At 51.1% G+C, this 18000-nt stretch carries 25 protein-coding genes, 2 tRNA genes and 2 pseudogenes; 28 read left to right on the forward strand and 1 reads right to left on the reverse strand.

Going from position 1 to position 18000, the window contains the following annotated elements; translation table 11 throughout:
- Positions 1–429 precede the first annotated feature (429 nt).
- From ATB02_RS27045 to ATB02_RS02900, 14 genes and pseudogenes are all read left to right on the forward strand, one after another.
- Positions 430–870: pseudogene (locus ATB02_RS27045) on the forward strand (hypothetical protein); the annotation flags it as partial.
- 542 nt (positions 871–1412) lie between these two features.
- Positions 1413–1568 (forward strand): Hok/Gef family protein, encoded by a 156-nt coding sequence (locus tag ATB02_RS02835; protein ID WP_198600573.1) that lies wholly within the window; start codon positions 1413–1415, stop codon positions 1566–1568.
- 218 nt (positions 1569–1786) lie between these two features.
- Positions 1787–1867 (forward strand): annotated as a pseudogene (locus ATB02_RS26580) (hypothetical protein); the annotation flags it as partial.
- 155 nt (positions 1868–2022) lie between these two features.
- Entirely contained in the window at positions 2023–2622 is a 600-nt protein-coding gene (locus ATB02_RS02840; RefSeq protein ID WP_105271051.1) for a DUF1367 family protein, read from the forward strand.
- The gene (locus tag ATB02_RS02845; RefSeq protein WP_000228038.1) at positions 2622–2912 is read left to right on the forward strand and encodes a DUF1364 domain-containing protein; all 291 of its coding nucleotides are present in this window, start codon (positions 2622–2624) and stop codon (positions 2910–2912) included. The genes ATB02_RS02840 and ATB02_RS02845 overlap by 1 nt, the downstream gene beginning before the upstream one ends.
- Positions 2909–3463 carry a DUF1133 family protein gene (locus ATB02_RS02850; protein ID WP_105271052.1) on the forward strand — a complete coding sequence of 185 codons (555 nt, stop codon included), beginning with the start codon at positions 2909–2911 and terminating at the stop codon, positions 3461–3463. The genes ATB02_RS02845 and ATB02_RS02850 overlap by 4 nt, the downstream gene beginning before the upstream one ends.
- A 152-nt stretch (positions 3464–3615) precedes the next feature.
- Positions 3616–3774, forward strand: a complete 159-nt coding sequence (locus tag ATB02_RS26320) for an ash family protein (RefSeq protein WP_241957632.1) — start codon at positions 3616–3618, stop codon at positions 3772–3774.
- A gap of 33 nt (positions 3775–3807) precedes the next feature.
- Positions 3808–4505 (forward strand): IS1-like element IS1A family transposase gene (locus tag ATB02_RS02860; RefSeq protein WP_094096600.1). Its coding sequence is split into 2 segments (ribosomal slippage): positions 3808–4057 and positions 4057–4505, totalling 699 coding nucleotides; the frame shifts between segments, so codons are not numbered across the junction.
- A 9-nt stretch (positions 4506–4514) separates the two neighbouring features.
- Positions 4515–5069, forward strand: a complete 555-nt coding sequence (locus tag ATB02_RS02865; protein WP_105271053.1) for an ORF6N domain-containing protein — start codon at positions 4515–4517, stop codon at positions 5067–5069.
- A 363-nt stretch (positions 5070–5432) separates the two neighbouring features.
- Positions 5433–5508: transfer RNA gene (locus tag ATB02_RS02875), tRNA-Thr, on the forward strand.
- A 3-nt stretch (positions 5509–5511) separates the two neighbouring features.
- Positions 5512–5586: transfer RNA gene (locus ATB02_RS02880), tRNA-Gly, on the forward strand.
- A gap of 460 nt (positions 5587–6046) precedes the next feature.
- Positions 6047–6439, forward strand: coding sequence for a putative holin (locus ATB02_RS02890; protein WP_074551340.1), 393 nt, complete (start codon positions 6047–6049; stop codon positions 6437–6439).
- Positions 6429–6704, forward strand: a complete 276-nt coding sequence (locus ATB02_RS02895; RefSeq protein ID WP_000950567.1) for a phage holin family protein — start codon at positions 6429–6431, stop codon at positions 6702–6704. The genes ATB02_RS02890 and ATB02_RS02895 overlap by 11 nt, the downstream gene beginning before the upstream one ends.
- Before the next feature lie 2 nt (positions 6705–6706).
- On the forward strand, positions 6707–7084 hold the full coding sequence (locus ATB02_RS02900; protein WP_062887077.1) for a M15 family metallopeptidase: 378 nt from the start codon (positions 6707–6709) through the stop codon (positions 7082–7084).
- A gap of 323 nt (positions 7085–7407) precedes the next feature.
- Here ATB02_RS02900 and ATB02_RS02905 read toward each other — a convergent pair whose 3' ends face one another.
- Positions 7408–7620 (reverse strand): KTSC domain-containing protein, encoded by a 213-nt coding sequence (locus ATB02_RS02905; RefSeq protein ID WP_071702711.1) that lies wholly within the window; start codon positions 7618–7620, stop codon positions 7408–7410.
- Between ATB02_RS02905 and ATB02_RS02910 the strand changes: the two genes are divergently transcribed.
- The 14 genes from ATB02_RS02910 to ATB02_RS02975 are packed head-to-tail and all read left to right on the forward strand — an operon-like array spanning position 7596 to position 17990.
- Positions 7596–7775 (forward strand): hypothetical protein, encoded by a 180-nt coding sequence (locus ATB02_RS02910; protein ID WP_032218059.1) that lies wholly within the window; start codon positions 7596–7598, stop codon positions 7773–7775. The genes ATB02_RS02905 and ATB02_RS02910 overlap by 25 nt on opposite strands.
- Positions 7776–7832: 57 nt before the next feature.
- Positions 7833–8582 carry a hypothetical protein gene (locus ATB02_RS02915; protein ID WP_001533360.1) on the forward strand — a complete coding sequence of 250 codons (750 nt, stop codon included), beginning with the start codon at positions 7833–7835 and terminating at the stop codon, positions 8580–8582.
- Entirely contained in the window at positions 8548–9951 is a 1404-nt protein-coding gene (locus ATB02_RS02920; protein ID WP_000204763.1) for a PBSX family phage terminase large subunit, read from the forward strand. The genes ATB02_RS02915 and ATB02_RS02920 overlap by 35 nt, the downstream gene beginning before the upstream one ends.
- Positions 9951–11420: a DUF1073 domain-containing protein gene (locus tag ATB02_RS02925; RefSeq protein WP_105271054.1), complete on the forward strand. Its 1470-nt coding sequence runs from the start codon at positions 9951–9953 to the stop codon at positions 11418–11420. The genes ATB02_RS02920 and ATB02_RS02925 overlap by 1 nt, the downstream gene beginning before the upstream one ends.
- 13 nt (positions 11421–11433) lie before the next feature.
- Positions 11434–12042, forward strand: a complete 609-nt coding sequence (locus tag ATB02_RS02930) for a phage head morphogenesis protein (RefSeq protein WP_085328839.1) — start codon at positions 11434–11436, stop codon at positions 12040–12042.
- A 14-nt stretch (positions 12043–12056) separates the two neighbouring features.
- Positions 12057–13277: a DUF2213 domain-containing protein gene (locus ATB02_RS02935; protein ID WP_105271055.1), complete on the forward strand. Its 1221-nt coding sequence runs from the start codon at positions 12057–12059 to the stop codon at positions 13275–13277.
- 3 nt (positions 13278–13280) lie between these two features.
- Complete coding sequence (locus ATB02_RS02940) at positions 13281–13787, forward strand: structural cement protein Gp24 (protein WP_001066731.1); 507 nt, start codon at positions 13281–13283, stop codon at positions 13785–13787.
- A gap of 11 nt (positions 13788–13798) precedes the next feature.
- Entirely contained in the window at positions 13799–14740 is a 942-nt protein-coding gene (locus ATB02_RS02945) for a DUF2184 domain-containing protein (protein ID WP_105271056.1), read from the forward strand.
- 41 nt (positions 14741–14781) lie between these two features.
- Positions 14782–15003 (forward strand): STY1053 family phage-associated protein, encoded by a 222-nt coding sequence (locus ATB02_RS27050; protein WP_105271057.1) that lies wholly within the window; start codon positions 14782–14784, stop codon positions 15001–15003.
- Entirely contained in the window at positions 14969–15376 is a 408-nt protein-coding gene (locus ATB02_RS02955) for a DUF4054 domain-containing protein (RefSeq protein ID WP_105271058.1), read from the forward strand. The genes ATB02_RS27050 and ATB02_RS02955 overlap by 35 nt, the downstream gene beginning before the upstream one ends.
- The gene (locus ATB02_RS02960; protein WP_105271059.1) at positions 15373–15927 is read left to right on the forward strand and encodes a hypothetical protein; all 555 of its coding nucleotides are present in this window, start codon (positions 15373–15375) and stop codon (positions 15925–15927) included. Before ATB02_RS02955 ends, ATB02_RS02960 begins: the two co-directional genes overlap by 4 nt.
- Positions 15914–16303, forward strand: coding sequence for a head-tail adaptor (locus ATB02_RS02965; protein WP_032314226.1), 390 nt, complete (start codon positions 15914–15916; stop codon positions 16301–16303). The genes ATB02_RS02960 and ATB02_RS02965 overlap by 14 nt, the downstream gene beginning before the upstream one ends.
- On the forward strand, positions 16293–16841 hold the full coding sequence (locus ATB02_RS02970) for a phage neck terminator protein (protein ID WP_000069886.1): 549 nt from the start codon (positions 16293–16295) through the stop codon (positions 16839–16841). Before ATB02_RS02965 ends, ATB02_RS02970 begins: the two co-directional genes overlap by 11 nt.
- 3 nt (positions 16842–16844) lie before the next feature.
- The gene (locus tag ATB02_RS02975) at positions 16845–17990 is read left to right on the forward strand and encodes a DUF3383 family protein (RefSeq protein WP_072646359.1); all 1146 of its coding nucleotides are present in this window, start codon (positions 16845–16847) and stop codon (positions 17988–17990) included.
- Positions 17991–18000 lie beyond the last annotated feature (10 nt).

Here is an 18000-nt window from a genome sequence, read left to right on the forward strand (position 1 = left end):
TACAATTTAATCCTTAACCGGAGGGATTTCTGCACCCTCAGAACATCAGGAGGCCGCCAGAAAGGGCGGTAATAAATAATGCAAGAAACCAAAGAAAATATCAGAAAACAGCTTTACGGGTTTTATATTGCTTATGATTTGTGGCTGAGTAATGGGGCGAAACCAGGTGGGGTGTTTTCTCGAAATTATGGTTTATGCGCCAATCTTTTCGATTATCTCACATCAATCGGTACCTCCAGCGAAGCGGCACTGGAACAATTACACGCTGATTTCAGAAGTGCCGGGCTGTATGAGGTGTTGCCATTTAACGAGAGTAAAGGGCATTACTATGAAGAAAAAGGGAACAACATGTGCCATATGAATCCGGCGCGGGTGGCGTGGGTCAGGACGCAGATTGCACTGGTATCACTGGAAGCAGAGCCGATAGCAGTAAGCGACGACATGGCTTACGCATTCCATCACGCACTGTCAGATTCATCTCCAGGTGCTGATGAGGTAGAGGAAATTAAGGCCGGGTTGCGTGCAGCCTTTGCCAATGTCACCACCCAACCAGCACCAGTAGTGCCGGAATTTGAAACATGGTTTAACAGCCAGGAGTCAGGGAGGAGTATATGCAGCACACAGATTCGTCGTTCCCTTCAGGAAATTTCATGGAACGCCTGCTGCGCCGCCATGCTTCAGGGGAAAGACGATGGTATCCTCACCAATGAGGATACCAAAGGGGATGTTCAGGTACGGGAATTAACAATGTGGGTTAAACGACTGGTCAGTCAACTGAAAAAAGCTAATCCAGACTGCAAATTACCGGAGATGGCGATGGACTACCTGAAGCGGAACGAACTGATAAGCGCGGAGGATGTTTTGCGATGACTTGGCCTGAAGCATTCACAACGGTAGGAATTACAATGGCGGTGGCGCTGGTGGTGTATGCGATTTGCCGCTGGGGGTAAGGTATTAAAAAACGCCCCGCACACAGACGTTGAGCGCCTGAGATGTGGGGATAGGGAGTTAGTTAAATAGTTATACAACAATACCTGATTTTATATTGAAGCAGGAAATAGGTTGCTGCATATTGAATCATGCGCGTGTACGTCAAATATGGGAGGTCATCGTGCTGGTTCTGAAATGTGCGCTGGCTATTGCGGCTGTAATGGCAATTTATTGTCTTGCTGTTGTTCTTATGGATCGCCTTTCTGATTGATTTCATATTGGCGAAGTGACGGGAGTTAAATAGAATTGCTGCGGGTGCTTGAGGCTATCTACCTCGGGCATGAACACCAACGGCAGATAGAGAAAAGCCCCAGTTAACATTACGCGTCCTGCAAGACGCTTAACATTAATCTGAGGCCAATTTCATGCTAGACACATGTAGGTTAGCCTCTTACGTGCCGAAAGGCAAGGAGAAGCAGGCTATGAAGCAGCAAAAGGCGATGTTAATCGCCCTGATCGTCATCTGTTTAACCGTCATAGTGACGGCACTGGCAACGAGGAAAGACCTCTGCGAGGTACGAATCCGTACCGGCCAGACGGAGGTCGCTGTCTTCGTAGACTACGAATCTAGAGAGTAATAGTGACCAGGCGGGAGATTACTCTCCCGCCACCTCTGATGTGTCAGGCATCCTCAACGCACCCGCACTTAACCCGCTTCGGCGGGTTTTTGTTTTTATTTTCAACGCATTTGAAGTTTTGGACGGTGCCGGAATAGAATCAAAAATACTTAAGTAGCGCGCAGGGATAAGAGGGATGGTCCCCTGAAGGGGAGTGCGAATTATCCGGAAGGACTCTGATGATGAACATCGAAGAACTGCGTAAAATTTTTAGTGAAAATGGCCTCTATGCTGTGCGCGTTGAGAATGGGAAAGTTGTCTACACAACGTTAATCCCTGATGATCATGTAATTTTATCTATCGAGGCATTCATTGAATACCTTGAAAGGCTCGGTTTCAAGGTGGTTCGCGAATGAGTTATAATTCGTAAGCCAGCCTGAACAACTGGCAACCTACAGCGCCATTGGAGACAGCAATGGCGCATATACAACTGGTCAAACAAACCTCTTCCGGATTACTTCTCCCGGCGACGCCGGAGAGTTGTGATTTTTTGCATCAAATAAAAATAGGCGAGTGGATACACGCAGACTTTAAGCGTGTGCGTAACTACGCATTTCACAAGCGTTTTTTCAAACTCCTGCAACTGGGATTCGATTACTGGACTCCGAGCGGTGGGGTGATCACGCCTCGAGAACGAGAACTGGTATCGGGCTTCGTTGATTACCTGTGCGAATCAGTAGGTCGGGAACACACTCCAGCCCTGAGTGATGCCGCAGAGCAATACCTTAATACCGTTGCGACATGCAGAACCCGGGATACGGCATTGCTAAAGTCGTTTGACGCTTTCCGCGAGTGGGTAACCATTCAGGCAGGATTTTACACCGAGCATATTTATCCTGATGGTAGTCGTGGGCGCAGGGCAAAATCTATCGCATTTGCGAACATGGACGAAACCGAGTTTCAGCAGGTTTATAAATCTGTACTGAATGTGCTGTGGAACTGGATCCTGTTCCGTAAATTTTCCTCTCCGGAGGAAGTCGAAAATGTGGCCGCACAGTTACTGGAGTTTGCGTAATGGTGGATTTACGTAAAGCGGCGCGGGGGCAGATGTGCACCGTCAGAATTCCTGGCTACTGCAATCACAATCCCGAAACATCTGTGCTGGCGCATTACAGGCTGGCGGGGACGTGCGGAACAGCGACAAAACCACACGATATGCAGGCAGCGATTGCCTGCAGCTCATGCCACGATTTAATCGACGGGCGGGTAAAAACCAGCGATTACACCAAAGAAGAATTACGCCTGATGCATGCAGAAGGTGTTTTTCGTACGCAAGAAATCTGGAGAAAGGAAGGTTATTTATGATTTACCCAACAAATACAGGCAAAAGCGGGGAACACCTTCGTCTCACCACGCTGGAAAGTGTCTGGATTCAGGGAAAACTGCGCATGTGGGGGCGCTGGTCGTATATTGGCGGCGGTAAGACGGGAAATATGTTCAACCAGTTGCTGACCTCTAAAAAGCTGACAAAAACGGCAATTAACGAGGCGCTCCGGAGGATGAAAAAAGCAGGTCTGGACAAACCTGAACTTGAGGCTTTTTTGCGGGATATGATCAACGGCAAGCAAAAAAGCTGGCTGGTGCATTGTACTGATGCAGAGGCGTTATGCATTGATCGGGTGATTAGTGAAGTGCTGGTAGAACACCCAGGATTGATTTGTATCCTCCGGCAACGATATGAAGGGAGGGGGATGACTAAGCGAAAAATGGCTGAATTGCTGAATGACGCACACCCTGAGTGGTGTTTCCGGACGTGCTGCAGTCGGGTAGATGTATGGCTAAATCTTGCTGAATATATGCTCTATCTACCGATGCGTGATGCATTCTCTTCCGGGGATCTAAAAACCGTTTGTTGACTCAATCTGTTATCCGGGGCTATATTCCTCACGCGCCAGCAAAATCTGGCGTCGGGATTGGCGTCCCGGATGTTTACGGAGCGATATGAGACGCGCCCGCGTCTTTTTTCATATCGTTTGCACAGTCACATTCGCGATTTATGGCGGGCTGTGTGGGGGAGCCGAAAGGCTCGCCGGTTTCCGTACCCGGTTACGCCAACCCTGCACAGTTCGCCACCAGTTCGATTGGCGTCGTCGGTGGCGATAATTTCCAAATGTACGGAGTTATCGTTATGACCACTCAAATCTCGGTGATGCTGCCAACTTACTGATTTAGTGTATGATGGTGTTTTTGAGGTGCTCCAGTGGCTTCTGTTTCTATCAGCTGTCCCTCCTGTTCAGCTACTGACGGGGTGGTGCGTAACGGCAAAAGCACCGCCGGACATCAGCGCTATCTCTGCTCTCACTGCCGTAAAACATGGCAACTGCAGTTCACTTACACCGCTTCTCAACCCGGTACGCACCAGAAAATCATTGATATGGCCATGAATGGCGTTGGATGCCGGGCAACTGCCCGCATTATGGGCGTTGGCCTCAACACGATTTTACGTCACTTAAAAAACTCAGGCCGCAGTCGGTAACCTCGCGCATACAGCCGGGCAGTGACGTCATCGTCTGCGCGGAAATGGACGAACAGTGGGGCTATGTCGGGGCTAAATCGCGCCAGCGCTGGCTGTTTTACGCGTATGACAGTCTCCGGAAGACGGTTGTTGCGCACGTATTCGGTGAACGCACTATGGCGACGCTGGGGCGTCTTATGAGCCTGCTGTCACCCTTTGACGTGGTGATATGGATGACGGATGGCTGGCCGCTGTATGAATCCCGCCTGAAGGGAAAGCTGCACGTAATCAGCAAACGATATACGCAGCGAATTGAGCGGCATAACCTGAATCTGAGGCAGCACCTGGCACGGCTGGGACGGAAGTCGCTGTCGTTCTCAAAATCGGTGGAGCTGCATGACAAAGTCATCGGGCATTATCTGAACATAAAACACTATCAATAAGTTGGAGTCATTACCCAAATCTCTGTTGAAACTCTCTCCCCGATCACCCATAACCAGATTCCTGTTATTACCACCGAACTTTTGGCGCAGCTTTACGGCACTGAGTCGGTGCGTATTCGCCAGAATCATCATGAGAACAAAGTACGCTTCGTTGAAGGGAAACACTTTTTCAAAGTTGTTGGTAATGACCTTAAAGAATTGCGGGTCGCTTTAAACTACTCACAAAATCCAGTTTCACCCAAAGCCCGCTCCCTCATCCTCTGGACAGAACGAGGCGCAGCACGCCACGCCAAAATGCTCGAAACCGATCAGGCGTGGGATGTGTTCGAAAAACTGGAAGACTGCTATTTCAGTCAAAAGGATCCGTCAACGCCAGTTTCATGCCAGAAAAGTTACGACACGCGAGTTCTCTGTTATCAGAGAGGCGGTGTCACTGTTTCCACAATTCAGTTACGGGATGATGATATTGTTATTTCCCTTGAGTCATGGCTGGAACTGGCGAGAGCCAATGGTTGGTTTGTTGTTCGCAGAGATAAACTGGTGGAAAGGTTGATGCAGCTTTAAAAAAGTTCTTGCATTTTTGCACATAAACTGCTTCAATTCCGGTACGCTTCGCAAAGCTGTATCGCGAGGCGAACCAAGCGCATGAACTTTACCAGAACCCGCCATTGTGCGGGTTTTGTTGTTTTTGTGGTGTGGCATAAGAAACGACATTTAATAATCGCCTTCAAAATAAATTTGTTTATATATTGTCATTTATATTTTAAGTGGAAGTGAATTATTCACATAAAATAAAAACATATAAATAAATTTACATAACTTGACGCAAAGTATTGTTGCGATTGGAATATTAAATCGTATCATCGAAAGCGGTTCTGAGGGGGAACTCTTCTTTGATCGGTGATATCGCTCCCCCGAAGAACCATTGCCGACTTAGCTCAGTAGGTAGAGCAACTGACTTGTAATCAGTAGGTCACCAGTTCGATTCCGGTGGTCGGCACCATATGCGGGTATCGTATAATGGCTATTACCTCAGCCTTCCAAGCTGATGATGCGGGTTCGATTCCCGCTACCCGCTCCAGAGGAACAAGCCTTATTGTATTGCAGCACTGGCGTATTTTTTATTACGTGGGAGCAGGTTGTTTTGAAAAAGCGTTCTGTTCTCTGGCTATGATTTGAGGCCGGGTGTAGCCTCAGTGCTTATTTTTTACGGCAGCAGAATGGTGCATTATCGGTGGAGATTTTGTATTTCCTGGCAGGGTCGGTAATGCATCATTCCGATGTTGTAAGCATCGCTCAGAATAACGTTGAGATTAATCGCGTACTAAGCAAAACCTGGAAATACATCCTTAACCGCCGCACCAGGCGGTTTTTTTATTCATTTTTTTCATGGCTCGCTACGGCGGGCCTTTTTCATATCCTCGCCACACCCGGCGCATATCACATCAAATAACGCCGCGCAAAAGGCATCTGCGGGTGCCTTTGACGGGGTGTTTTTACGGGCCGCTGGTGGCCCTTTTTTATTTACAGGAGAAAAACGTATGTCTGAACCCTTATCTGGTTCCGGCACGGCTGCGGCGCTCGGCGGGGCGACGGTATTCGGGCTGTTTACCGGAACGGATTTCGGGATTGTGTTTGGTGCGTTCGCCGGGGCGTTATTTGTGGCAACGATGCCGCAGGCGCTTTCAGTCTGGCGTGTGGTGGCGCATTTTTTGGTGTCGTTTATCGTCGGCGTGCTGGGGGCGCGCGTGCTGTCAGCCTGGATTGCATCAAAAACAGGGTATGACGGTACATCGGCAGATGCGCTGTGTGCGGTGCTGGTATCGGTGGTGTCGGTGAAGATTCTGTCGTTCATCCACCAGCAGGATATTGCATCGCTGGTGTCCGGTGTGTTCTCCCGCCTGCGGGGCGGAGGTGGCGGCAATGTTAAGTAACCTTCCCGGATTGCTGAATGTGGCGTTATGCACGGTTATCGTGCTGACGCTCTTTTTTTATCGTCGTCGCGATTCCAGACATAAGCCGCTGATGTCATGGCTGGCCTGGCTGCTGATGCTGCTGTATGCCTTTGCACCACTCAGCTATCTGTGCGGTCGCCCGTTAGCGGCGAACTGGCTGGCGGTGGGGCTTAATCTGCTGTTCTGCGTGCTGGTGATACGTGCACGCGGGAACGTTTCAAAAATCCTTTCATTCCGGAGGTGAGCATGTCGGGTAAATTCAGATTCAGTCGTCGCAGTGAAAAAAATCTGGAGGGCGTTAAACCACAGCTGGTTGCTGTCGTTCGCCGTGCGCTGGAGCTGACGGAGGTTGATTTCGGTATTACGGAAGGGCTGCGCACGAAAGAACGCCAGAAACAGCTGGTCGCGGAAGGGAAAAGCCAGACCATGAACAGCCGCCACCTGACCGGTGATGCGGTGGATGTTGTTGCCTACATTGGCAGCCAGGTGTCATGGGACTGGCCTCTGTACGAGAAAATCGCGCAGGCATTTAAGCAGGCTGCCGCAGAGCTGGGAACTGCCATCGAATGGGGCGGGGACTGGAAAACACTGAAAGACGGACCTCACTTTCAGTTGAAACGCTGATAACCAGGTGTGTTATGAGCCGAAAACACTGGACACACAGAATGCCGCGAACGGCGGCGAAATGGGCACTGGTAGCGATACTGGTGCCTTTTTTATTGGTGGGGTGCGTCAGCCTGGATAAGGCGCGCCAACTTTTAGATACAGCTTCTCAGGTCTGCAAAATTGTCGACAGTGTTCGGCAGTGTATGCAGAACTGATCGCCCGTAAGAGCAGAATATTTCGCTGAAAAATGAAAGGGCGCCATTGTCTAGGAGGCATGAAATTCTGTTATCTAATCTGGTTGATATATGAATGTGGGGGATGCTCTTCTCCCCCACTGAAGGTTAGCCTACCTTACGGTATGGATACACATTTTTAATGAATTGGTGAAAATACTGGCCTTTTGAACTGGCATTCATAAGACCCTGATAGATCCTGGATGGAACACCAGAGTATTGATAGATACCTCCATTGTGAAAGGCTATTTCCAGTGTGAGAGTTGCTGAATCATACCCAACTGACTGGAGATTTGATGATGAAACATAATTACGAATCAAAACAATATCCTCATATTGTGGGGAAAAGTCCCAATGAAATTATTGATATATTTCGGCGTTATAACTTTGTCGATGATCATGGTCATCGTCTTGAAATGTGCCAGGACTTCATTGACTTAGTTAATGCGAAATCACAACAACATCAGGATGGTTAGGCATTACAGCAGCTCTTCTGTGAGGGGCTGCGATAATGTCACTAAGAGGAAAAATTCATGGCAAAACCGGACTGGGAGGCCATCGAATCGGCATACCGGGCCGGAGTCCTTAGCCTCCGTGATATAGGCGAGAAATACGGCGTAACAGAAGGGGCTATCAGGAAGAGGGCTAAAAAGCTTGGTTGGGTACGCAGTGGCGGTACGCAGGTTTGCAAAAATGGTACGCAAAAAAGAAAAGTGCGTACCAGCAGAAAGCCTGCCATTACTGACCTTACACAAAAAGGTACGCAACCAAAAACAGAACCTACACCGGATACGAAACCGATACGCGGAATGCGTACCGATCCCCCGACTAACCCATTCCAACCCGGTAACCAGCAGGCATTAAAACACGGTGGTTATGCCCGTCGCCTTCTGCTCAAAGATGAGGTGATAGAGGATGCTAAAGCGTTGACGCTCGAGGACGAATTATTTCGCCTTCGTGCTAACAACCTTGTCGCTGCAGAGAATATTGGTCGGTGGTTGGTGTCGCTGGAAGATGCTAATGGGGACCAGGAAAGGAAGATGCTGATGGAAAATATCAGCGCCGCCGAGAAAGCAATGATGCGCAATACAGTTCGTATTGAGTCCATCGTTGGCACGCTTGCGACGGTAGGAAAAATATTTGCTGATACAGCCTACCGCAAGGCCGCCACTGATAAGGTGTCTCTGGAGGCTGATCGTCTTCGCCGTGATGCAGGTATTGATGATGGCAATGGAGAGCGTGACCTCAATGACTTCTACTCTGACATCCAAACCGACGCTTAATCCGGCTTTACGTAGTTTCTGGACTACGCGGGCACGTAACAAAGTGCTTTATGGTGGCCGGTCATCGTCAAAATCATGGGATGCCGCTGGCATTGCCATATTTCTGTCGAATAAATACACCCTGCGTTTTTGTTGTGCCCGTCAGATCCAGAATAAAATCGAAGAGTCGGTGTATACCCTGCTCAAAATTCAGATAGACAGGTTTGGCCTGCGGCACCGTTTCCGGATTCTGAACAACAAAATCATTAACCGGGTTACTGGCTCGGAATTTGTTTTTTATGGATTATGGCGCAACATCGAAGAAATTAAGTCACTGGAGGGGATCGACGTGTTGTGGCTGGAAGAAGCCCACGCACTGACTGAATACCAGTGGAAAATTCTGGAGCCAACGATCCGTAAAGAGGGTTCGGAATGCTGGTTCATATTCAACCCCGGACTTGTTACTGATTTCGTCTGGCGTAACTTCGTTGTTGATCCGCCTGAAGGCACTCTCATCCGCAAAATTAACTATGACGAAAATCCGTTTCTGTCTGACACCATGCTTAAGGTTATCGACGCGGCGCGACGCCGTGATCCGGATGGTTTTAAACATGTGTATGAGGGCGTTCCGGAGTCTGATGATGATGCGGCAATCATCAAACTGTCCTGGATAGAAGCCGCAGTGGATGCGCACAAAACGTTAAATTTCGAACCCAGTGGAAGAAAGCGTATTGGCTTTGACGTGGCTGACAGTGGTACAGATAAGTGCGCTAACGTTTACCGTCACGGATCCGTTGTTTTCTGGGCCGACGAATGGAAGGCCAAAGAAGATGAATTACTGAAGAGCTGCCAGCGTACTTATCAGGCGGCGCTGGAGCGTGAAGCAGATATTGTTTACGACTCTATCGGTGTTGGTGCTTCTGCCGGTGCTAAATTCTCTGAAATTAACGCTGACCGGAAGAGCGAGAATGCATACGCGCGACGTGTGAATTACCAGAGGTTTAACGCCGGCGCTGGTGTGCATGAACCAGATGACGAATACAACGGCATCCCCAACAAAGACTTTTTCGCAAATCTTAAGGCTCAGGCATGGTGGCTGGTGGCTGACCGTTTCAGAAATACGTTTAACGCCATTAACAACGGAGAACAGTATCCTGTGGATGAGCTGATCAGCATAGATTCTCGTTGTCCGTTGCTTGAAAAGCTGAAACTGGAACTGACAACACCTCATCGTGATTTCGACCGTAACGGACGTGTGATGGTCGAAAGTAAAAAAGACCTCGCAAAACGCGAGATACCGTCACCAAACGTTGCTGACGCATTCATTATGGCCTTCGCGCCAATTGATACATCGCTGGATATCTGGGAACAGCTGGGGAGACAGGCCTGATGGCACGAAACAAACAAGCCCTGCGGCGAACTGCGCAGGCCACAGCTGATGGTTATGAGAATTTTATTGCCCGCGTAGGGATGCAGACACCTAACCAGCACTCAGCATCCACCTACCGGGCTAATTTTACCAGTCGTAACCGCATGCTGGTGGAATGGTCCTATCGTTCATCCTGGATCATCGGCGAAGCAGTCGATGCTATCCCGGATGATATGACCCGCAAAGGCATTCGCATCACTTCGGAAATTGATGCAAAAGATCGCGGCATTCTCGAATCACAACTTGATGAGTTGCAAATCTGGGATGCGCTGAATGACGTGCTGAAATGGTCTCGTCTCTATGGCGGTGCGGTTGGCTTCATCATGATCGAGGGGCAGGCACCAATGACCCCGCTGCGGCTCGAAACCATTGGAGAAGGCAAGTTTAAGGGCATTCTCCCGCTCGACCGCTGGATGATTAACCCGGTGCTGACCCGCCGCATTAAAGAGATGGGGCCGGATCTCGGCAAACCTGAGTTTTACGATGTGGTGACCACTGCAACGGGCATCCCGGCCTGGCGCATCCATCACAGCCGCCTGATTCGCTTCGATGGCGTCACGCTGCCATTCCAGCAGAAGATGACCGAGAACGAATGGGGAATGTCGGTTGTAGAGCGAATCTGGGATCGGCTTACTGCGTTCGACAGCGCCACTGTCGGCGCGGCTCAGCTGGTCTACAAAGCGCATCTGCGCACCTACAGCGTGGAGAAGCTGCGCGAGATTATCGCGCTTGGTGGCCCAGCTTTCGAAGCGTTGCTGAAGAACATCGACCTGATCCGCCAGTTCCAGAGCAATGAAGGCATGACGCTCATGGACTCGCGGGATAAGTTTGAAACGCATCAGTACAGCTTCAGTGGTCTGGATGACATCCTATCGCAGTTTGCAGAACAGATTAGTGGCGCTGTTGGTATTCCACTGGTGCGGTTGTTCGGACAGTCCCCGAAAGGATTTTCTACCGGTGATGCAGATCTTGCCAACTATTACGACCGGGTGAGCTCATTGCAGGAGCGCCGCTTACGGATGCCGATGCGCCGGATACTGGACATTATGCACCGCTCGGAACTCGGTAAGCCGCTGCCGGACGATTTCACGTTTGAGTTTAACCCGCTCTGGCAAATGTCTGATGTCGATCGCTCAACGGTGGCGTTAAACACTACCAACGCAATCAGTACGGCGCTGGGTGATGGTCTGATGACACTGAAAGCCGCTATGACCGATTTGCGCGAAAATTCTGACGTAACCGGCATCGGGGCATCCATTACCGACGAGGACATAGAGAATGCCGAAGACGAAGCGCCGCCAGGCATCGGCGAACTTGGCGACAAACCGCCAGAGTCGCCAGGCGGAGATCCGATATCGAACGAGCCTACGGCAGATAGCGCGGGCGGTCGGGGATATCGTAAATGGGCGCTACGATGGTTCAAACGATAGCGTAACCGAAATAATGGATGCGCTGGAGCGCTACAGCGAAATCATCACCCCCTGGGCGACGAAGGTAGCTGAGAACTTTACCGCAGACATAGCGCGCCAGAATGAAAAGCAGTGGCGTCAACACAGCCGGAACATCAGCGCAGAGCTGCGCAACATGGTCGACCGCGCCCCGGTAGGCCAGGTGATGAAATCCATCGTCGCCGAGCAAATTAAGTACATCAAGTCACTGCCTCTTGAGGCCGCCGATCGGGTGTATGACATTCAGAACAAGGCCATCGAGGCCGTTGTGTCTGGTGGCCGCGCTGAGCCATTCGCGAAAGAGATAGCTGCGTCCGGTGACGTGTCACGCTCACGAGCGAACCTTATCGCCCGTACTGAACTTGGACGTGCAACCGGCGCGCTGGATCAGGCGCGTGCGCTGTCAATCGGCTCGAATGGTTATATCTGGCGTACAGCCGAAGATGGCGACGTCCGGCATTCTCATCGGGAGATGGAAGGTAAGTTTGTCGAATGGGGCAAACCTCCAACGCTTGATGGCATGACCGGTCACGCTGGCGAGCTCCCGAATTGTCGCTGTTATAAAGAAATCGTTTTTCCCACCTCCCATTCTTATCCCGCCTGAATCGCAGGTAACACATGAAATATTTTTTCAATACCCGGCTGGGGGAAACCCGCTATCAGCTGGCTGACGGCTCGTTGCTGTGCAAAGACGTGCCGATAGGACGAACAGGTAAGCAGCTCTATGGTGCTGATGACCTGCCAAAACTGAAACCCGATAAGTTCGGTGAAATAGTCGTCACGCGTTCTCCTGAGCAGGTATTCCATCCCGCCACGCTTGCCTCATTCGAAGGAATGAGTATCACGGTGTTGCATCCCGAGGATGAAAACGGGGATGTGCGGCTGGTAAATCCCGAGAACTGGAAAGAGCTTGCTGTCGGGCATCTTCAGAATGTGCGGCGCGGGACCGGTGACCAGTCTGATTTGATGCTGGCTGACCTTATCGTCAAAGACGAAAGCGCCATTCAGCTTATCGAAGATGGCCTGCGCGAAGTGTCGTGTGGCTATGACGCGGAGTACGAGCAGACCGAGCCAGGTAAAGCCGAGCAGGTCGATATTACCGGAAACCATGTGGCTCTTGTCCCCAAAGGCAGAGCCGGAAATCGTTGTGCAATTGGAGACAGAGACACAATGGCAAATCAAAAGAAAAACTGGTGGAACCGCATGCGTGCAGCCATCAAGACAGGAGATGCCGACACCATGAACGAACTGGTGGAGTCGGCTCCCGCATCGGTTACAGGAGATGAGGGGGATTTGCCGCAGGGCGTTAATCTCAACATCAACCTGTCCCCGCAGCAACCGCTACCGGACAAAGCACCAGAGATGGGCGGAGGTCCAACCGGCGACAGTGATGATGACCTCAAAACATTACTGAAAGCCCTGCTGGCTAAGCTGGAAGGAAATGCGACGGGCGATAACGACAATAAGCCTGACGATAATCCGACCGGTGACGGCGAGGACGATGAAGAGGAAACCACGATTACTGGTGACTCAGCCTGGCGTGCCGAAGTTATCGTTCCGGGTATCGATCTGAGCCGTAAGATGAAACCGACCGCGTTCAAACGTGAGGTTCTGGCTTCTGCTGACAAAACGCTGGTTCGCCAGATAGTCGGTGATGCGGATATCCGCAAATTACCGAAACAATCGGTCAACATGGCGTTTAATGCCGTGTCTGAGATTGCCAAAGGGCGAAACACCCGCGCCACCACCGGCGATGCACAGCGCCCAAACATGGGCATGACCAGTATCGCTTCCCTGAACAAACAAAACGCTGAATTCTGGGCAAACCGTAAAGGGTAAAAAATGAATAATGTATTTCTGTACCGGATGCCTGTTGGCATTGCCGGGGCCGTCTCTCGCCCGCAGGACTTAACCGTCGAACCGGTGGTCCTTAAATCCGATAACGCCTTCGCTGCCTATGGCCTGGCTGGTAAATACGATGATGACGGTTTTTTCGTGCCGCTGGCAGATGGTGATACCGCAGACAAAGTGAAGGGGATCTACGTGCGCCCTTATCCGACCACTTCGCAGCCGGACATGGTTCGCCAGGTGGGGACTGGCAAGAACTTCCCGGGCGACGCCATGAAGCGTGGCTACGTGACCGTTAATCTCGGTTCTGATTTTGATGCCAGCACCATCAAAAAAGGCGACCCGGTATACGTTGTCGTCTCCACTGATGAATCCATCAAAGTGCCGCTGGGTGGATTCATGGCCACGTCAGTCAGTGGCAAAAACGTGGTGCTGACCAACGCTGAATTCACAGGTGCCGGTGATGCTGACGGCAATGCAGAAATTTCCTGGAAGATTTAAGGAACAGACGAATGATTACTTTTGATCAGGCAACCGTTGACAGCTCTGGTGCCTTTCTCATCGGGGAGCTGGAGCGACTCGACCAGACGCTGAACCTGCCACTGGTGGGGTACACCTGGACCCGCGATATTCAGTTGCGTGAAGATGTCTCCATTGCAGATGACAGTTCCAGCTGGACGAATACCAGCTTCGCCGCTGCGGGTACTGGTGCAAATCCGAATGGCAAAAACTGGGTAGGCAAAGACTCAACCGCTATTGCTGGCGTGAACGTGGATATCGGCAAATCCGGTAACCCGCTGAACCTGTGGGGGATGGAACTTGGCTGGACGGTCATAGAATTGCAGGCTGCTCAGCAGGTCGGCCGCCCGATTGATACGCAGAAGTATGACGGTATGCAACTGAAATGGCAGATGGATAACGATGAACAGGTATATGTTGGCGATTCCGCATTAAACCTGAAAGGCCTTGTTACCCTGAACGGTGTTCCTGTCAACAACGCTGCCAAAACGTGGGCAACCTCAACACCGGACGAAATCCGCGCAAGCATTAACCAGGTGCTGTCTGATGCGTGGGCCGCTTCTGGTTACTCTGTGGTTCCGCGTGATTTGCTGATCCCACCTGAGCAGTTTGCTCTGTTGTCCAGCATCATCGTTTCATCTGCGGGTAACCAGTCCCTGTTGACGTACCTTCAGACCAACACCATCAGCTATCACCAGAACGGTGTTCCGCTGAATATCCGCGCGGTTAAATGGCTGAAAGGCCGTGGTGTGGGGAATAAGGATCGCATGGTTGCGTACACCAACGATAAAAAATACGTCCGCTACCCGCTGGTTCCGCTTCAGAGCGTGCCGGTGCAGTATCGCGGTCTGTATCAGATCGTCACTTACTACGGCAAGCTGGGTGCAGTCGAGCCAGTGTACAAAGAAACCATTTCGTACGTTGATGGCATTTAACAGCCACATGGCCCCCTGGCGGGGCCATTAAGGATGACCAGATGGCAAAAAATAATGCAGTAATACACGTACATACCCCGTTTGTGCTCACGCTTCCCGACGGTTCACGGCGCGAGTTTGTTAAAGGCCGTCATGCAGTGGAGGAAGACGTTGCCACGCACTGGTTCACTCGTGCGCACGCGGAAGTATCCGTTGGCAAAGACACTGACGCGCGTAACGAGGTAAAAAATGCCAAAGAATCAAAGTCTGCCAGCGGTAAGTGATTTTCGCCGCGACTTCCCGCAGTTTGCTGACCCTGCCAAATATCCCGAAGCGCAAATCCAGTTTCGTCTGAATCTGGCCGATGAACTGCTGAGCGAAAACGTCACCGGAAAAAAGTTGTTTCCGTACTTTGCCGAGTTGTTCGTGGCTCACTACATGACGCTATGGGCGGCAGATAGTCGGGCAATGCTGGTTGGCGGCCCGGGCGGTTCAACCAATGGTGTTCAATCCTCAAAGTCTGTTGACAAGGTAAGCGTCAGTTATGACACCAGCGCGACGCTGAATCCTGATGCAGGTTTCTGGAATAACACCCGACATGGCGCTGAATTTTATCAGTTGATCACGATGTTCGGTGCAGGTGGTCGCCAGCTATGAGCTTCAAAAGCGGTGTAACAACGAGGGTGGATAACGCTCAGGCCATTCTGGATGCGCTCAGGTCGCTAACCAAAAAGGATGTGCTGGTCGGCATCCCTTCGGAAGACAGCGGGCGGGATGATGTTCCGTTTGGTAATGCGGGCATCGGTTACCTCAACGAATACGGCTCACCAGAGCAGAATATCCCGCCACGACCTCACCTGGTCCCCGGCGTTAAATCGGCAGAAGAGCAGACGGTGCCGCAGCTCAAAGCCGCGGCGCAGGCTGCACTTGATGGTAATGCTGCGGGAGCAGAAAGTGCACTCAACCGTGCCGGAACGCTGGCCGCTAATGGCGTCAGGCGTTACATGACCATTACCGGCTTTACGCCGCTTGCTGACAGTACTGTTGAAGCCCGGGCTCGTCGGGGGCGCAAGGGGGCAACACTGGAACTTGCCCGGCGTGCTGCTGGCGAATCTCCGGGAACCGATCTGGCGAAACCATTAATTGACACCGGGCAATATCGCAGAGCCATTACCCATGTTGTGAGGGATAAAGATGCCGACTCTTGATGTAACAGATGTGCTTTTTGACCCCGATTTTTGCGACTTCAATTTGTGGGTAACACGCCGAGTGCAAACGGTGGATGAGGACGGGATCGGCAGCGACAGTGAAGTTAAAAAGCAGTTTGCCGGAGTCGTAACTGTTGATCGCTCTCTGGAAAACCGCCGTATGCAGGCAGGGCAGGTAATCAGTGGTGCAATTCTGATTGTGACGACTGAGCGACTGACGCAGGGACAGACTGGCCGTGATTCCGATATCGTGACGTATCAGGGCCGTGATTACCGTGTGACCTTCGTCGACCCGTATACAGCTTATGGTGCCGGATTCGTTCAGGCGCATTGTGAGTTGCTGCCGTTTGATGGGGGAATTCCGGTTGAGCAATAACACCAGCACAGAGCGCGGATGGCTGATACCAACCAGTGGCGATCCGGATTATGACGAAGCGCTCGACAGGCTGTTAAGCCAGTGGATGCGTAACGTTTCCGGTCTGTCTGCCGGGATGGTTCGTCCGCGCTGGCAGAAAGAGCAACCGCCACTGCTACCAGCTGAAACGAACTGGTGTGCGTTTGGGGTTATCGGATGGTCAGGTGATGACAGCCCGGCATTCACCAGACAGACCGATGATGGCTCTCAGCTCTGGCGGCATGAAACGATTGAGTGTATGGCTTCGTTTTATGGTCCGGCGGGGATGGTGTATGCGTCCCGGTTTCGTGACGGTATATCTGTACCGCAGAACAACGCAGCACTGAATGCGCTGGGGCTGTCTCTTGGCGATTACACAGGTCTGACTCCCTTCCCTGAACTTATTAATCAGCAATGGGTCCGCCGCTACGATATGACGGTGCGTCTGCGCCGGAAGGTTGTGCGCGAGTACGGTATTAAATCGCTGGTGGAAGCACCAGTCATCTTTTTCGGAGATTAAGCTATGGCACAGGGCTTGCCTGTATCAAACGTTGTTAATGTTGATGTGATCATGTCGCCGCGTGCAGCATCAGGGCGAAATTTTGGTGCATTACTCATTCTCGGCCCGTCCACAATCATTCCGGTAAGTGAGCGCATTCGCCGTTATTCTGCCGCGGAAGATATTGGAAAAGATTTTGGCGTGGAATCACCAGAATATAAGGCTGCGCAGGTGTTTTTCTCACAATCACCGAAACCTCAGGAGGTTTTTGTTGGTCGTTGGGTGAAAACGAAGGGAGACAGCGAACAGGCCACGCCTGAGACGCTGGAGCAGGCTGTGAATGCCATGCTCGATTATACTTCATGGTATGGGCTGGGGATTGCAGACGATGAAGATATTCCGGATGCAGACTGGCTGAAAGTGGCTGCGGCGATCGAATCCTCTTCTGTAAGCCGTATTCTGGCGATTACGACAAGCGATGAGAAATGCCTGCAGACTGCATCCAGCGATGATTTGGCATCAAAACTGAAAACCGCCGGATATTCACGCAGTTTTATTCAGTATTCATCGGGTAATAAATACGTTGCGTTATCTGCATTTGGCCGGGCATTCACGGTTAATTTCAATGGCAGTAATACCGCGATTACGCTCAAGTTTAAGCAGGAGCCGGGTGTCGGGTATGAAACACTGACAGTCAGCCAGGCATCGGCACTTGATGCAAAAAACTGCAATGTGTTCGTGTACTACCAGAATGATACGGCTATCCTCCAGCAGGGAGTGATGGCTAACGGCGATTTCTTTGATGAACGCCACGGCCTGGACTGGTTACAGAATTATGTGCAGACCAACCTCTATAACCTGCTTTATACCAGTACCACGAAAGTTCCCCAGACTGAAGCCGGTATTACCCGACTGTTATCAAATGTTGAAAAATCACTGGATCAGGCCGTTCAGAATGGACTGATTGCTCCGGGCGTATGGAACGGGGGCGACCTTGGTCAGTTGTCATCAGGTGACACACTGCCCAAAGGTTATTACGTATACGCTCAGCCGCTGGATGAACAGGCTCAATCAGAACGTGAAGCCCGTAAGGCTCCGGTGATTCAGGCTGCAATAAAACTTGCAGGCGCGGTTCATTACGCTGACGTACAGATTAACGTTGTTCGCTAAGGGGAAGTGA

The organism is Escherichia sp. MOD1-EC5189 (assembly GCF_002966045.1).
GTDB lineage: Bacteria > Pseudomonadota > Gammaproteobacteria > Enterobacterales > Enterobacteriaceae > Escherichia > Escherichia coli_F.

Excerpts from the sequence above, each read along its gene's own strand:
- ATB02_RS02835 (WP_198600573.1), top strand. The coding sequence starts at position 1,413 with ATGAAGCAGCAAAAGGCGATGTTAATCGCCCTGATCGTCATCTGTTTA.
- ATB02_RS02840 (WP_105271051.1), top strand. The coding sequence starts at position 2,023 with ATGGCGCATATACAACTGGTCAAACAAACCTCTTCCGGATTACTTCTC.
- ATB02_RS02845 (WP_000228038.1), top strand. The coding sequence starts at position 2,622 with ATGGTGGATTTACGTAAAGCGGCGCGGGGGCAGATGTGCACCGTCAGA.
- ATB02_RS02850 (WP_105271052.1), top strand. The coding sequence starts at position 2,909 with ATGATTTACCCAACAAATACAGGCAAAAGCGGGGAACACCTTCGTCTC.
- ATB02_RS02890 (WP_074551340.1), top strand. The coding sequence starts at position 6,047 with ATGTCTGAACCCTTATCTGGTTCCGGCACGGCTGCGGCGCTCGGCGGG.
- ATB02_RS02895 (WP_000950567.1), top strand. The coding sequence starts at position 6,429 with ATGTTAAGTAACCTTCCCGGATTGCTGAATGTGGCGTTATGCACGGTT.
- ATB02_RS02900 (WP_062887077.1), top strand. The coding sequence starts at position 6,707 with ATGTCGGGTAAATTCAGATTCAGTCGTCGCAGTGAAAAAAATCTGGAG.
- ATB02_RS02910 (WP_032218059.1), top strand. The coding sequence starts at position 7,596 with ATGATGAAACATAATTACGAATCAAAACAATATCCTCATATTGTGGGG.
- ATB02_RS02915 (WP_001533360.1), top strand. The coding sequence starts at position 7,833 with ATGGCAAAACCGGACTGGGAGGCCATCGAATCGGCATACCGGGCCGGA.
- ATB02_RS02920 (WP_000204763.1), top strand. The coding sequence starts at position 8,548 with ATGACTTCTACTCTGACATCCAAACCGACGCTTAATCCGGCTTTACGT.
- ATB02_RS02925 (WP_105271054.1), top strand. The coding sequence starts at position 9,951 with ATGGCACGAAACAAACAAGCCCTGCGGCGAACTGCGCAGGCCACAGCT.
- ATB02_RS02930 (WP_085328839.1), top strand. The coding sequence starts at position 11,434 with ATGGATGCGCTGGAGCGCTACAGCGAAATCATCACCCCCTGGGCGACG.
- ATB02_RS02935 (WP_105271055.1), top strand. The coding sequence starts at position 12,057 with ATGAAATATTTTTTCAATACCCGGCTGGGGGAAACCCGCTATCAGCTG.
- ATB02_RS02940 (WP_001066731.1), top strand. The coding sequence starts at position 13,281 with ATGAATAATGTATTTCTGTACCGGATGCCTGTTGGCATTGCCGGGGCC.
- ATB02_RS02945 (WP_105271056.1), top strand. The coding sequence starts at position 13,799 with ATGATTACTTTTGATCAGGCAACCGTTGACAGCTCTGGTGCCTTTCTC.
- ATB02_RS27050 (WP_105271057.1), top strand. The coding sequence starts at position 14,782 with ATGGCAAAAAATAATGCAGTAATACACGTACATACCCCGTTTGTGCTC.
- ATB02_RS02955 (WP_105271058.1), top strand. The coding sequence starts at position 14,969 with ATGCCAAAGAATCAAAGTCTGCCAGCGGTAAGTGATTTTCGCCGCGAC.
- ATB02_RS02960 (WP_105271059.1), top strand. The coding sequence starts at position 15,373 with ATGAGCTTCAAAAGCGGTGTAACAACGAGGGTGGATAACGCTCAGGCC.
- ATB02_RS02965 (WP_032314226.1), top strand. The coding sequence starts at position 15,914 with ATGCCGACTCTTGATGTAACAGATGTGCTTTTTGACCCCGATTTTTGC.
- ATB02_RS02975 (WP_072646359.1), top strand. The coding sequence starts at position 16,845 with ATGGCACAGGGCTTGCCTGTATCAAACGTTGTTAATGTTGATGTGATC.